Origin of the sequence: Flavisphingomonas formosensis, assembly GCF_009755815.1 — a bacterium.
Classification (GTDB): Bacteria; Pseudomonadota; Alphaproteobacteria; order Sphingomonadales; family Sphingomonadaceae; genus Flavisphingomonas; species Flavisphingomonas formosensis.
On sequence record NZ_WRPK01000018.1, the window covers coordinates 24180 to 37813 of the forward strand.

General features: G+C 59.4%; 12 protein-coding genes and 1 pseudogene. 8 read left to right on the forward strand and 5 right to left on the reverse strand.

Translation table 11 applies throughout. The features are described 5' to 3' along the window. Positions 1 to 102 precede the first annotated feature (102 nt). The gene (locus GQY20_RS30420; RefSeq protein ID WP_232476337.1) at positions 103 to 3582 is read right to left on the reverse strand and encodes an indolepyruvate ferredoxin oxidoreductase family protein; all 3480 of its coding nucleotides are present in this window, start codon (positions 3580 to 3582) and stop codon (positions 103 to 105) included. Positions 3583 to 3692: 110 nt separating this feature from the next. On the opposite strand from GQY20_RS30420, the gene GQY20_RS30425 reads away from it, so the two are divergent. Beyond that, positions 3693 to 4373, forward strand: a complete 681-nt coding sequence (locus GQY20_RS30425; protein ID WP_157220939.1) for a Crp/Fnr family transcriptional regulator — start codon at positions 3693 to 3695, stop codon at positions 4371 to 4373. Between the two features lie 69 nt (positions 4374 to 4442). Here GQY20_RS30425 and GQY20_RS30430 read toward each other — a convergent pair whose 3' ends face one another. From GQY20_RS30430 to GQY20_RS30440, 3 genes are all read right to left on the reverse strand, one after another. Then, on the reverse strand, positions 4443 to 5228 hold the full coding sequence (locus GQY20_RS30430; protein ID WP_157220940.1) for an SDR family NAD(P)-dependent oxidoreductase: 786 nt from the start codon (positions 5226 to 5228) through the stop codon (positions 4443 to 4445). Beyond that, positions 5221 to 6309 (reverse strand): LLM class flavin-dependent oxidoreductase, encoded by a 1089-nt coding sequence (locus GQY20_RS30435; RefSeq protein ID WP_157220941.1) that lies wholly within the window; start codon positions 6307 to 6309, stop codon positions 5221 to 5223. The genes GQY20_RS30430 and GQY20_RS30435 overlap by 8 nt, the downstream gene beginning before the upstream one ends. A 68-nt stretch (positions 6310 to 6377) precedes the next feature. Then, positions 6378 to 6941 (reverse strand): hydrolase, encoded by a 564-nt coding sequence (locus GQY20_RS30440; RefSeq protein WP_157220942.1) that lies wholly within the window; start codon positions 6939 to 6941, stop codon positions 6378 to 6380. 592 nt (positions 6942 to 7533) lie between these two features. Between GQY20_RS30440 and GQY20_RS30445 the strand changes: the two genes are divergently transcribed. The 6 genes and pseudogenes from GQY20_RS30445 to GQY20_RS30470 all read left to right on the forward strand — a co-directional run bounded on the left by GQY20_RS30445 (position 7534) and on the right by GQY20_RS30470 (position 11823). Further along, positions 7534 to 8562 (forward strand): TIGR03617 family F420-dependent LLM class oxidoreductase, encoded by a 1029-nt coding sequence (locus GQY20_RS30445; protein WP_157220943.1) that lies wholly within the window; start codon positions 7534 to 7536, stop codon positions 8560 to 8562. A 215-nt stretch (positions 8563 to 8777) separates the two neighbouring features. Then, positions 8778 to 9470 (forward strand): annotated as a pseudogene (fbiC, locus tag GQY20_RS30450) (7,8-didemethyl-8-hydroxy-5-deazariboflavin synthase); the annotation flags it as partial. Between the two features lies 1 nt (position 9471). Then, complete coding sequence (gene npdG / locus GQY20_RS30455; protein ID WP_157220944.1) at positions 9472 to 10134, forward strand: NADPH-dependent F420 reductase; 663 nt, start codon at positions 9472 to 9474, stop codon at positions 10132 to 10134. Between the two features lie 443 nt (positions 10135 to 10577). Further along, on the forward strand, positions 10578 to 10796 hold the full coding sequence (locus GQY20_RS30460) for a TonB-dependent receptor (protein ID WP_157220945.1): 219 nt from the start codon (positions 10578 to 10580) through the stop codon (positions 10794 to 10796). Positions 10797 to 10840: 44 nt separating this feature from the next. Beyond that, a complete protein-coding gene (locus tag GQY20_RS30465; protein WP_157220946.1) occupies positions 10841 to 11263 on the forward strand; it encodes a nuclear transport factor 2 family protein in 423 nt (140 codons plus the stop codon). Between the two features lie 38 nt (positions 11264 to 11301). Beyond that, on the forward strand, positions 11302 to 11823 hold the full coding sequence (locus GQY20_RS30470; protein ID WP_157220947.1) for a DUF2867 domain-containing protein: 522 nt from the start codon (positions 11302 to 11304) through the stop codon (positions 11821 to 11823). On the opposite strand, the gene GQY20_RS30475 is transcribed toward GQY20_RS30470, so the two are convergent. After that, a complete protein-coding gene (locus tag GQY20_RS30475; protein WP_157220975.1) occupies positions 11804 to 12568 on the reverse strand; it encodes an enoyl-CoA hydratase-related protein in 765 nt (254 codons plus the stop codon). The two genes, GQY20_RS30470 and GQY20_RS30475, sit on opposite strands and share 20 nt — an antisense overlap. A 136-nt stretch (positions 12569 to 12704) precedes the next feature. Here GQY20_RS30475 and GQY20_RS30480 point away from each other — a divergent pair, with 136 nt between their 5' ends. Beyond that, positions 12705 to 13613 carry a LysR substrate-binding domain-containing protein gene (locus GQY20_RS30480; protein WP_157220948.1) on the forward strand — a complete coding sequence of 303 codons (909 nt, stop codon included), beginning with the start codon at positions 12705 to 12707 and terminating at the stop codon, positions 13611 to 13613. The last annotated feature ends 21 nt before the right edge of the window (positions 13614 to 13634 follow it).

The window sequence follows — 13634 nt, forward strand, 5'->3', positions numbered from 1 at the left end:
GCCATTCAGGACGGTAGTTTCCCGCTTTCACACCGAGAAGGTTGCCGTTTGCTGCCGACGTCCGAATTCCAACGCCCGGCAACCTCTCGTTGCGATCTGTTTCTAGGCGGCCTGCGCAACCGGGTTCTGATTGCCGGCCTGCGATTCCGCTACTGCGAGTTCCTGGCGATAACGGAGGACGGCTTCCTCCTTTACCGGCCCATATCCGCGGATTTGACCCGCCAGGGTCAGCAGTTCCACTGCCTTTCCATAGTTTTCTCGAGACAAGGTAGACAGAACTCGCTCAACCAGCTGTTCATATTCCGTGATGAGCGCGCGTTCCATCCGTCTTTCAGCTGTAAAGCCGAACGGATCGAACATCGTTCCCCTGACTCCCCGGAACCGAGCGAGAAGACGCAGAAGCGGAAGCATCCACCGGCCAAATTCACGCTTCGCCGGCCTTCCATTTTGCTTTCTTCCCGACAGGAAGGGCGGCGCCATGTTGAAGCTGATCCGCCCACCTTTCTGGAACGTCCGGTCGATTTCGGCGCGAAGTTCAGGACTGCTGAGCAGGCGTGCCACTTCATATTCGTCTTTGTAGGCGAGCAGCTTCGCGTAATTGACCGCGAATGCGCGCGCCAGGCGATCGTCTCCCGGAGACACCAGCCTTTCTGTTTCGCGGACGCGGCTCACGAACGTCCGAAAGCGATCGGCAAGTGCCTGATCCTGATAAGCCACGAGATGAGCCGAATGATGCTCCACTTGATCGTCCAGCGTTGCCGGCAGTTCCTCCTGACTGACCGACAAGCCCTCCAGCATGTCGGTCAGCCGCCGCGGCTCTGCTGCATATAGGCGGCCCAGCCGAAACGCTTTGATATTGAAGGCCACTGCCACGCCGTTCATTGCGATGGCCTCTTCGATCGCGGCCGTGCTGACGGGCAGAAGGCCCTGTTGTGCGGCGACGCCGACCAAGAACATATTCGTCCCGATACTGTCTCCCAGGAAGGCCAGCGCAAGCCCTGAGGCATCCACCGTCGTGAGCGCACTCTCGCCTGCAGCGCGCCGCAGCCGGCCGAGCATCAGTGCTGGATTGATCGAAAGATCCCGGTCGAACTGGAAGGCGACGGTCGGCGCCACGTCCGCGTTCACCACAACATGGGTGCGTCCCGCTCGGATCGTCTCAGCCGAGTCCGGCGCGAGCGCGGCGACCATATCGAAAGCCAGAATCATATCGGCCTCGCCGCGTCCCACCCGTTGCCCGGCGATAGCGGCATCGCCGCTGCCGATCCGCACATGGCTGAACACCGCGCCGTTCTTCTGAGATAAGCCGGTCATGTCGAACAGCGACATGGACTTGCCTTCTAGATGGGCCGCCATTCCCAAAATGGCGCCGACGGTGATGACGCCCGTCCCGCCGATCCCGGCGACCATGAGGTTGAAGGTGCGATCGAGCGGGGCGAGTGCCGGCGCCGGAAGAGTGGAGAAGACCGCTTCATCGATCGGCAGACTATCGGGCTTGCGAGGTTCCGCGCCGCGAACGGTCACGAAGGACGGGCAGAAGCCATTGAGACAGCTGAAATCCTTGTTGCAACTGGATTGATCGATGGCACGCTTGCGGCCGAATGCCGTATCGACGGGCACCAGGCTAACGCAGGTCGACTGCACGGAACAGTCGCCACATCCTTCGCACACGGCCTTCGATATAAACAGCCGCCTGCTCGGGTCGGGAAAGGTGCCGCGCTTGCGCCGCCGCCGCTTTTCCGCCGCACAGGTCTGTTCGTATATGAGGATCGAACAGCCGGCCGTGTCCCGCAATTCCCTCTGGATGTCGTCCAGACTGTCGCGGTGAACGATCGTGACGGTTGAAGGAATGTCGGCATTGCGCTTGTGAGCGTCCGGATTGTCGCTGACGATCACGATGCGCGCCACGCCTTCCGCATCGACCTGCCGAACGATTTGGGCGACCGAGATCGGCCCGTCCACCGGCTGGCCGCCGGTCATGGCGACCGCATCGTTGTATAGGATCTTGTAGGTAATGTTCACCTTGCTCGCGACGGCAGCGCGGATCGCGAGCAGACCCGAATGATAATAGGTCCCGTCGCCCAGATTCTGAAAAATATGCTTCGTCTCGGTAAATGGCGCAAGACCGAGCCAATTGCCTCCTTCGCCGCCCATCTGCGTCGGCAACAGCGTGACGTCCGGGCGCGCGAAACCGACCATGGCATGACAGCCGATGCCGGTCATGCTGAGACTGCCTTCGGGCGTGCGGGTGGACCGGTTATGCGGGCATCCCGAACAGAAGTAGGGCGCGCGCTTCAAGGGAAGGACGCTGTTGGCCGCGCTGGCGATTGAAAAGCCGCCGATTGCGTCGCGAGCGGCATCCGTGAGCAAACCGAGCGCCTCCATTCGTCCCGCTATCGCTGCGGCGACCGTCACCACGTCCAGCGGGTCAGTCTGCGACAGAAGGGGGGCCCGGCTTTCGTCATATTTCCCGATCAGACGTGGCCGGATGGCCTCGTTAATGAGGACCGAGGCTATTTGTTCTTCGAGGAAGGCTCGCTTTTCCTCCACCACGAAGAGCGTCGATTGCCCTTGGGCAAAGGCCTTCACACCCTCGGGCTCCAGCGGCCAGATACAGCCCACCTTATAGACAGAAATGCCAGCCTCGCAGGCACCCGCACCATCCAGGCCGAGCAATGTCAGCGCCGCCATGACGTCGCCATAGGCTTTCCCGGCGGTGACAATCCCGAGTTGGCGATGGCTCGCATCGATCACGCAGCGATCCAGACGGTTCGCGCGCACGAATGCCCTGATCAGGGGAAGCCGGCGGTGCGCAACCTGCTCTTCACCAAGGGGGTTATAAGGCCCTCGCTTGATATGAACCGCGCCGACATCCGCACGGATGTCGGCGGGGATGACGGCAGTGAACTTCTCGAACGCGACATCGATCGTCGCCGTCTGTTCCGCAGTCTCGTTGACGCATTTCACTCCGACCCAGCTCCCCGAGAATCGGGAAAGGGCAAAGCTCATCAACCCGTAGGAGATCAGTTCGGAAACGTCCGAGGGGTAGAGCGAGGGGATGAGATGCGCGGCGAGCGCCTGCTCACTCTGATGCGCCACGGAAGAGGATTTGCCTGGATGGTCATCGCCGTAGAACAGCACGACACCGCCCTTTGGATGTGCGCCGGTATAATTGCCATGCTTCAATGCGTCGCCGGACCGGTCCACGCCGGGCCCCTTGCCATACCAGGCAGCGAACACGCCGTCATATTTGGGGCCGGCGATCTGGTCGAACTGCTGCGTGCCGCGCACCGCTGTCGCGGCGATGTCCTCGTTCACGCCGGGCTGGAAGACGATGTCCGCTGCCTTCAGCCTTTTCCCAACCGACCAGAGAGCATTGTCGACTCCGCCCAGCGGCGAGCCACGATAACCCGTGACGTAGCCGGCTGTTCGCAGACCCGCCGCCCGATCCAACGCGGCCTGAGCAAGCAGCACGCGGACAATGGCCTGCGAACCGTTGATGACGATGCGCCCCTCATTGCACTCCCATTTGTCGTCGAGCGTTACCTCACGAAATAATTGCATGCTCGCGTTCGATCCCATCGCTACTATCCTCTCGATTTATGGGAGGACTAGCTCGGCTATTTTCCCGGCGCTGTCGGCTAGCCGACATCGACATTCATTTTCTTGCGGGAACGGATAGAGACATAAAGATGACCGCTGCCCCCTCCCCGTTCGATATGACCCAGTGGTTGCCGGAAGGCGCATGCCGAGCATTCCACGCCGCGACGCGACGCATCCGGTATGCGCAAGGAGAACTCATCTACAGCCAGGGTGATATCGGAAACGCCATGTATCGTCTTCTGAGCGGCGCCGTGCGGCTGTCGGTGGCGCGCGCGGACGGTCGCGAACTGCTATATCTTTTGTTTCAGCCCGGCGACTGTTTCGGTGTGAGTTCGCTGGTCGATGGCGGCCCGCTTCCGCAAACAGCGGAAGCTGCGGAAGACATCGAAATGGAAGTCCTGAGCAAAACCGCCTTCATGACGTTGCGCGCGCAGGATCGCGCGTTCGAAGACGCTCTTCTGCGTCTGACTACGGCGCATATGCGCGCACTTAGTGCATTCTTCGCAAATGCGCATCTCGAAGATCTTTCCGCGCGTATCGCGGGCCGAATCCTCGCGGCCGCGCAAGGATTTGGCGAATCTACCGGTGACGGCATCAGCTTGACGATCACCCTGTCGCAGTCCGAGTTAGCCAGGATGGTCGGTGGCTCACGGCAGTCCGTAAACAAGATATTGCAGCAATTCCATCGGGAAGGCTTGTTGGGCACGACCGGCGGACGACTGATTATTCACTCAACCGCGGGTCTGAAGGCCAAACTGACACCCGAGTGATCCGAACCTGCTTTTCTTGACATATACTGTGGATCGACCGCGTCGATCCGCGCGGCTGGTGACGGAGTGTCAGGCAGCCGTCAGGCCACCGTCCACGAGGAACAAACCGCCCGTCGTGTGGCCGGATCGATCCGAACAAAGGAACGCAACCATCTCGCCGACCTCCTCCGCTGTCGCGAACCTGCCTTGCGGGATCATGCTCGCCGCATGGGCGAGAATCGCTTCGTCCCCGCCGACCAGCCTGCGCGGCATTGCCGTGTCGACCGCGCCGGGAAGGACCGCGTTTACGCGGATGTTGTCCTTAACATAGTCAAGTGCGACGGCTTTGGTCAGTCCGGTGATCGCGTGCTTTGCCATGACATAAGGCGCCGCTCCGGCGGAGCCGACGATGCCGGCCGTCGAGGACATATTCACGATAGCGCCACCCCGGTTCTTCAGCAGGAGCGGAATTTCAGCGCGAAGGCAGTTCCAAGTTCCCCGGATATTCACGTCAATAATGCGCTCATATTCGCTAAGCGGGTAGTCCTTGAAGGGCTGGTAAACGCCGATATGACCCGCATTGTTGAAGGCGATGTCAAGCCTGCCGAAGCTCTCTTCCGCATGCGCGACCATCGCCTCGCACTCCTCGGCCTTCGCGACATTGGCGGCGAAGAACGACGCTTCTCCTCCTGCATCAACGATCTCCTTGCGAATGGCCTCGCCAAGATCCCTGTCGACATCGCTGAGGATGAGCCGAGCGCCCTCGCGCGCGAAGATCCGAGCCGTCGTGCTGCCGATGCCTCCGCCGGCGCCGGTAATCAGGGCGACCTTGCCTTCAAGCAACAGGCGGGGCTCGTTTACCTTCACGTCAGGCATGCAACCCGGCCTTGCGAAGCAGGGGCATCACCTCGTCCCCGAAGAACTTCAACTCGCTCTGATAATCGAACATGCCTATCGCGAGACCTTCCGTGCCGGCCTCCGCAAGCTCTCCCATCTGCTCGACGACCTGCTCCGGCGTGCCGACGATGGCGATGCCGCCCGTGCTGTTCACCATCAGCTCGCGATGCTCCAGCATGATGTCATCATAGGATTGGGTATTCTGCCCCATCATGGTCAGCATCGTTTCGACGCCCTTCCGGTCGGCCGCTTCCAGAATCTTCTGCTGCCGGTCCTTCGCTTCTTTCTCGGTGGGCGCGCAGGATACCTGCACCATGTTGACCACACCCATTTCGCGTCCATAGCGCTCGCGGGCCATTCCCTTCGCCTTTTTCACATAATCGCGCGTTTTGTCGACGGTGTGGGCCGTCGCAAAATTGAAGTCGCAATATTTCGCGGAAAAATCAAGTCCGGCATCGGAAGAGCCCGCATTGATCAACAGAGGTTTTTCGATCGGCTTCGGCTTTGATAGCACACCCTGAGCCTTAAAATGTTTGCTTTCGTGATCAAACGGCTCAGTTTCAGTCCAGATTCTTTCCAGCAGATCGAGCCATTCATGGCCATAGCCGTAGCGATCCTCATGCGAAACAAAGCCAAGGCCGAACTGGTTGAGTTCGGGCGGATACCAGCCCATCACTACATTTAGCGCGGCACGGCCGCCAGAGATATGATCGAGCGTCGCCACCGCCTTGGCGGCGAAAGTCGGATGCACGATCGGAACGTGCACTGTCGACGTCACCGTTATGCTCTTGGTCTGCGCTGCGATGCCGGCAGCCCAGGTCAAAGTCTCGTAAGAGGTTCCCCAGAAATCCGTCTCGCCGCCCATGCCGCGCCATTTCGAAATGGGCACGACGAACTCCATGCCGATCTCTTCAGCGAGCTTAGCGATCGAGGAGGTCTGGCCCCAGCTCACATGATAATCGCGATCGAGCGTGCTCGGGTTCGTTCCTCCCGAACAATTGAAGGCGAACATACCCAGCTTGAGACGGCTTGGGGAATTTCGAAGTGAATGGCCAGACATGCATAGTCTCCTAATCGGCGTTCTATCCGCCCCGGCGTCTTTGAAGCGCCCAGGTTACGGCTTCCGCTTTATTTGAGCTCGACGTTGGACACAGTCGTAATCCGGCCAATCTGCGGCAGGATCGCGCCAATCGAAACATTTTGCAGATCGGGCGAAAGGGTTGCGGTCGCATCTTCCGGCACGACCACTTCGTAGCCCAATTCATAAGCTTGGCGAGCCGTCGATTCGACTCCGAAGTTGGTCGCGATCCCGCCAATCACGACAGACTTGATGCCGCGGCGGCGCAGTTGAAGATCAAGTTCGGTGCCATAAAAGGCGCCCCATTGCCGTTTTGTGATTCGAATATCCCCGTCGCTGGCCAAACCCTCCACGATCTCGGAGAAATCAGGCGCGTAGCCGCCTGGGGGACTGAAGCTCTGATCGACAGGCTGCTGCAGCGCATCACCGAAATCAGCGGAAAATCCGACATTCACGATAACGACTGGCGCACCAGCATCGCGAAATCGCTGCGCCAAGCCGGATGCCGCGGAAACGACCTCCGTGCCCGAACGCGGAGCCAGAGGAAGATTGACGATCCCCTTCTGAAGATCGATCAGGACGAGGGCAGAGGTTTTTGCTGAAATTTCTAGCAACTCATATCTCCAGAGCCATTAAACATTATTCGATGTTGTCATTCCGTGAAGGGGCATCGGTCGATTGGGCAAGATCACCCCACAACCAGCCGAATCGCCTCTGCGTTTGGCGCCCCCGTATGCCGACAAACGCGAAATCTTCATTTCGATGGGTGACGGGTCACAGTCTGGCCGAAGTCAATCCCTCTTCCCAAATTGCCCCTCCCAGACCGCCCCAGTCCACTATGGACAGGCTTCATCTTGCGGTTCAGACTGCGCGCGAGTGGCCAGCCGGGGCCGCTCCGTTCGTCTTCCCTTTCCCGTACTTTTATACGACGTAAGGCGGCAACGCGTCTAATATATATCGTTGCGCTATTGATAACTATGCAATATCGATCTGAAGCAGGGAGCGAAGGCGGGTCTTCCCAGGCGCCAATCCGCTTCGCAGCTGCGCATTTTTCGTCTCTTATCGTTGCCGCTTCGACGATCGGCTGCCGCCGTTCGTGTCGTCGATATCTGCCCGCTATCGAACCGCCTCCAATAGTTATTGGACGCCTCCGCAGAGGATCGCGACAAAGCCGCCATCAATCAAACTGCAGAGGCAGATTTAATCGTGGCGAAGATCGACGAGATTCTACTTGGTCCTCTGGGAGATGTGGGCGAACAGGCCGCTGCCGCTGAAGCGCAGGGCGTCGATGGCGTGTGGATCACTGAATTGTCGGAAGATCCCTTCCTCTACGCCACCAGAGCGCTGGAACATACATCCGGTATCACGGTCGGCACCAGTGTCGCGGTCGCCTTGGCGCGCAGCCCGATGAACGTCGCCTATATGGGCTATGCCCTGAACAGATTTTCCAAGGGACGCTTCATCCTAGGTCTGGGCGCGCAAGTTCGGACCCAGATAGAGGATCGCTTTGGCATGCCCTATGGCGAGCCGACCGCGCGGATGGCCGAATATGTGCAGGCGCTGCGCACGATCTGGACAGCCTGGGAAACAGGGACGCCTCTCAATTTCCAGGGAAAATATTATCGGCATACCAGCATGGAGCCACTCTTCACCCCGCCTGTCAGCCCTTACGGACCTCCCAAAGTCTATATGGCTGCCGTCAATCCGGGCATGGTGAAGGTCGCGGCCGAGGTCGCCGACGGCATGATACCGATGCTGACGCCGCCTCGATATCTTCGCGAAGTGCTGATGCCCATCATCGACAAGGGACTTGCATCAGGCAACCGCAGGCGCGACCAATTCGAAATATGCCTCATGTCCGGATATTTCACAGGCATGTACCCCGTGGAAACGGCCGACGAGTTAAAGGACGCGCTGGATACACAGAGGAAACGGGCGCCATATTATTTCAGCGTGCCCAACTACGCATCGATGCTTGAACTCTACGGTTACAAGGATTTGCAACCCGCCTTGCACGAAGTCCGCTACAGCGATCTTCCCGAAATGGAGAAGTGGGAACGAATGGCCGACATGATTCCCGACGGCCTGCTGATGGAAGTTGGCACTTATGCCGCGGCCGCCGACCTGCCATCGGAAATGAACGAGCGTTTCGGCGGAATGGTGGATCGCTACCTGATGGGCGGAGGAAATCCCTTCATCGCGTCTCCGGCCGAATTGCGGAAGAACCTTCGGTAGATCACCGGCGATCCATCCTTGTCCGTTCCGTTGAGATGAACACCATGACTGTCTTCAATCCGCAAATGTCTTCCAGCGCCGCCTTTTCCATTTTGGCGATGACGCCTTTGTCGGAACTGATGGCGCTAGCGGAGCGTGCGACGATCGGTCATCATGGCGGGATCGTCAACTACTCGCGTAAGGTTTTCATCCCTCTCACGCGGCTGTGCAGGGATCCCTTGGAAATCCAGCATGGCCCGCAAAGCCTAAACGAACCCCTCGAAACCTATCTTTCGCGATTGAAGGCGGCTGGCTTGTCCACCCTGCCAGGTACCGCGGCGGAAATTCTAGACGACGATGTGCGCGCCATCATCTGTCCCGACAAGGTGACAGCCCGGGAATTGCTGGATGTCATGCGCACGGCACATGAAGTTGGCCTGCAGTCCACTGCGACGATCATGTTCGGCCATGTCGACGGCTATGAACACTGGGCGCGGCATCTGCTCGCCATCCGCGATTTGCAAGAGGAGACCGGTGGCTTCACAGAGTTTGTGCCCTTGCCATTTGTCCATATGGAAGCCCCGATATGGCGCAGCGGAAAGGCGCGGTCGGGCCCCAGTTTCCGCGAGGCGCTGCTGATGCATGCTATCACGCGCCTCGCGCTTCATCCGCTCATTCCAAATATCCAGGCGAGCTGGGTCAAGATGGGGCGGGAGGGCGTCGCTTCGGCCCTGCGTGCCGGCGTCAACGATCTGGGCGGTACCCTGATGGACGAATCGATTACGCACGCGGCCGAAGGCCAGCACGGGCAACCACGCGGCATCGAGGAAATGACGACGATCGCCGCGTGCGCCGGCCGGCCGCTGCGGCAACGGACGACAACCTATGGCGTGGTTCCCGCGTCACAATTTCAGATGGCAGGTTCATGAGATGAGCGAGAAATTTGATGGACCAGTAGCGGTCATAGGAGGCTCGGGCGACCTGGGTGCGGCCATCGCGCGTCGGCTCGCCAAAGCCGGACGAACGGTGCTGCTTGGGTCGCGCTGCCCCGACACCGCCTCCGCGGCCGCCTCCCGGCTGGGATTCGGCATCAGCGGACGCTCGAACGAAGAGGCTGCTGCCGCCGCCGACATCGTGATCGTAACCGTACCCTTTGCCGCGCAGGAAGCGACGCTGAGCAGCATTGCTCCCCATATCAAGGGAAAGATCGTCGTCGATACCACCGTCCCTTTGGTTCCGCCGCGCGTCATGCGAGTCCAGCTACCAGCGGAAGGCAGTGCGGCCGTCAGGGCGCAGGGAATATTGGGAGACGACGTGACGGTCGTCTCCGCATTTCATAGCGTGGCCGCGCACAAGCTGATACGGGATAGGACCATCGCGTGCGACGTACTTGTATTCGGTGACGACAAGAGCGCGCGCAGCGCCGTAATCGAACTGGTCCGAGACTGCGGGCTACGCGGCCTGCATGGCGGGGCTCTCGCTAATTCGGCGGCGGCCGAAGCGCTGACCTCGATCCTCATCTTCATCAACAAGACCTATGGTGTCGATGGCGCCGGCATTCAGATTACCGGCAAGTTGACCGAGCCGGGGTGATTCCGCCATGGGCGCAGTCGAGATTCACCCACTCACCGGCATGGGGAGGTAAGGCCTGGAGACGATTTGAGCGAGCTCCTCTCAAGGGCACTGAACACAACGGGACTTGTTCCCGAAACAGGCGACCCTGGTCGCGATCCCGAAAACACAAGTCGCGGGCATTGAAACGTCGGTGGCAGTGGAGCCCATAGCGGGGCTAAACCTGACATTCAACGCGACCTATATACATACCCGCGTCGACCGGAACCCGGTCGATCCCACCGGGCCGTATGGTAACCATCCGACAGATTTCGTGGGCCAGGCCTTCCGCTTACCCCGAAAGTCCAAATGACGGCAGACCTGCAATATCGATTTGAGGTCTACTCGGGCGTTATGAGCTATATGGGGCGAGCCTCACAGCGCGAACCTCAACTACGGGCGCGCTGCTGAGCCACGATCCGGCAGTGGCGGCGAAGGAGGCCCTTCTTCATGTTCCCGGTTATGCGCTTCTCGATCTGCGTGCAGGTATCGAATCGGCCGATACCAAGTGGCGGTTCGAACTGTGGGGACGGAATGTCACCGACAAGTTTTACAATGTCGGCACAACCCTGCTTGCTGACTATACCGTGCGCTTTACGGGAATGCCCGCCGCATATGGGGCTGCACTACATTATCGGCTCTGACTAAAGACATTCCCTTCCGATCGGCGTATTGCAGGATATTCACGATGACAAATTCTAGCGCATCCAGTGTCGAGAACAACAAGGCTGTTGTTTTAGAATTTTATCGGGCCGCATCGTCCGGCGATATCGACACCGTCGCAGCTATCATGCGGGAGGATTTCCGCGTTGAAGGTCCTGCCTTTCTGCCTTGGGGGGGTGTCCATGAAGGGCTGGACGCCGTAATGAACAATTTGGTGATTCCACTCACCGGGGCCATCGATATCCGTTCCGTCATTATTTCGTCGATCTACGGTGAAGGCGATAGAGTCTTCGTGATCCTCGAGATGGTCACGCATGACGGCAAGACAGTCACGGCCGGCGAAGACTGGAGGGTGGAGGAAGGCCGCCTGGCCGCCGCTAGGGTTTTCTGGTTCGATCCTACTCCGTTTATGAACATGCCTCCAGTTGCCGGAAGCGACGCTTTCTAAGGTAGCGGTAAGTCGCCCATCCCTGAAGGGTCGAAGGCATGAGAGCTTGGACGCACGTCGGCAGAATTTCACCTCCCGCCGACAGCCGGATTGCGGACTGGTATGAGGGCGCGGACCTGATAGACAGCTATGTCGTCCAGCTTCCCCCTCTCCTCACCCTAGACATGGTGTCGCTCGCCCACATTGCCTTCGGAGCGAGGCCACTCTGGATCGAACTTCTCATGCAGCTTCGAGACGCGATCATGAAACCGCTCGGCGTAAAGACCAGAGAAGAGCTCCAATCTATCAGCGACGCGCCACAGCGTATCGCATTTTTTTCGCTAGTTTCGGAGCATCCCGATGAAATCATTCTCGGCGCTGACGATAAATATCTCGATTTTAGATTGTCGCTTTTGCGCACGGTGGAAGGTTCCGAGAATCTATTGACCGCGACTTCGGTCGTTCATGTGCGTAATCGCCTCGGAACACTCTATATCTCGGTTATAAGACCGTTTCACAAAGTCATCGTGCGGGCGAGCTTGGCCCGGCTCGCCCGTCCGGTCATTTCCGACCCTTGTTGAACATAGGCTTTCGCTTTTCGACAAAGGCCGTGAAGGCCTCCTTCGCATCAGCCGATTGCATCAGTTCCCTGAACAAGCGACTCTCCTGCTCGATGCGGGCGGCAAGCACGGCCGGATCGGGCTTCATCAGCCGGCGGGTGACGGCCAGCGCCGTTGCGGGCTGGGCGGCAAGGGCGGCCGCCTTGGCACGGGCATGGGCCAGAAGGTCGTCGGCGGGGACGATCGAGGTAATCAGTCCAGCGCGCTCTGCATCCTCGACGTCGAGTGGCTCGCCCAGCATAAGCAGCGCCGCCGCCTTCGCATAGCCCAGAACTGCCGGCGCAAACAGGCTGGATCCGGCTTCCGGAGGAAGGCCGAGGCTGACGAACGGCATCAGCAACCGGGTACCGGGCGCTGCGTAGACCAGATCGCAGTGAAACAGCATCGTCGTACCGATACCCACCGCCATACCCTGCACGGCCGCAACGATCGGTTTGTCGAAGCTCGCGAGCGCGCCTACGAAGGCAAAGGCCGCCGCACCGCCCTCGGGGCCGGCGAGGAAATCCTGGAGATCATTCCCCGCGCAGAATATTTCGCCCTTGCCAGCGACAAGGACCACGTCGATCTCCTCGCGACGAGAAGCGTCGGCCAGTGCCTCCGTCATAGCGCGATACATATCGGCGGTCAGCGAGTTCTTCTTGTGGGCGCGATCGATATGAATTTCGATCACGCGGCCGGTCTTCGTCAGTGCGATTCCCTCGGTCATCATCAATCCTGTTTAATTGTTAAAGCCGGTAAGCATCCGGCACCGGACCACCTATTGTCGGGTGCGATCAATAAATGATATTTCATTAGCGATCCAACGAGAATAGAAGAGATTCGATAGCGGGAGAGTATCGGCCATGGAACTGCGGCACCTAAGATATTTCGTTGCCGTGGCCGAAGAATGCAACTTTCGGCGAGCCTCCGCGCAACTCAACGTGGCGCAGCCCGCCCTGAGCGTGCAGATTCGTCAACTGGAGGAGGAGATTGGTGCTCCGCTTTTCGACCGGATTGGCCGCGGCGTCACGCTGACAGCGGCGGGCGAGGTCTTTCTCGTCTATGCGCGACAAGCGCTTCGCGAGACGAAAGCCGGAATGGATCGCGCGCGCCAGGCGGCCAGCGGCGACATCGGTCGTCTGGATATCGGCTATGGCACGGCGGCGGGATTCCTCGTTTTCCCGGCAGTCATTCCTCCCTTCCGCCTCGCGCATCCGGGCGTGAAGCTGAACTTCCACAGCCTTCAGGTATCGCAGCAACTCGAAGCGCTCAAAGCCGGCGAGATCGACATCGGCTTCGCCTACCTTCCTTTCGCCACTGACGGACTGGATGTGGAGGTTTTGACAAGGGAGGATCTCGTCGCGGTGGTTCCCGTCACCCATGCCCTTGCCAGGGAGCGATCCATCACCGTGAAGGACCTCAGCGGCGAAACGCTCGTCCTCCCCAACCGCAATGTCATGCCGCAGCTGCGACAACTCATCATCAATTTGTTCGACCTGAATGGCGCGACGATCGGTTCCGTCTATGAGTCCGAGCATGCCATCAATCTTCTGAATTTCGTGGGTATAGGATTGGGTTGCGGACTGCTGCCGAGCTATGTGCTTCAGATCAAGCACGACACCGTCGTTTACAAACCCATAGATCCCCCCAATCTCAACCTGGAGCTGGTTGTCATGAAACGAAGGGATGGGCGGGCACAGGCCGATCGCCTGTTCCAGGCCGCCGTGCGCGAGTTCAGGGACGAAGACGGCCATTTCAAGCCTGGACGCTGATATCCGCGATGCTGATGTGAG

What these genes read in the sequence shown, in the direction of transcription:
- GQY20_RS30480 (WP_157220948.1), top strand. Translation starts at nt 12,705, where the DNA reads ATGGAACTGCGGCACCTAAGATATTTCGTTGCCGTGGCCGAAGAATGC.
- GQY20_RS30435 (WP_157220941.1), bottom strand. Translation starts at nt 6,309, where the DNA reads ATGTCTGGCCATTCACTTCGAAATTCCCCAAGCCGTCTCAAGCTGGGT.
- GQY20_RS30470 (WP_157220947.1), top strand. Translation starts at nt 11,302, where the DNA reads ATGAGAGCTTGGACGCACGTCGGCAGAATTTCACCTCCCGCCGACAGC.
- npdG (WP_157220944.1), top strand. Translation starts at nt 9,472, where the DNA reads ATGAGCGAGAAATTTGATGGACCAGTAGCGGTCATAGGAGGCTCGGGC.
- GQY20_RS30420 (WP_232476337.1), bottom strand. Translation starts at nt 3,582, where the DNA reads ATGGGATCGAACGCGAGCATGCAATTATTTCGTGAGGTAACGCTCGAC.
- GQY20_RS30475 (WP_157220975.1), bottom strand. Translation starts at nt 12,568, where the DNA reads ATGACCGAGGGAATCGCACTGACGAAGACCGGCCGCGTGATCGAAATT.
- GQY20_RS30430 (WP_157220940.1), bottom strand. Translation starts at nt 5,228, where the DNA reads ATGCCTGACGTGAAGGTAAACGAGCCCCGCCTGTTGCTTGAAGGCAAG.
- GQY20_RS30425 (WP_157220939.1), top strand. Translation starts at nt 3,693, where the DNA reads ATGACCGCTGCCCCCTCCCCGTTCGATATGACCCAGTGGTTGCCGGAA.
- GQY20_RS30465 (WP_157220946.1), top strand. Translation starts at nt 10,841, where the DNA reads ATGACAAATTCTAGCGCATCCAGTGTCGAGAACAACAAGGCTGTTGTT.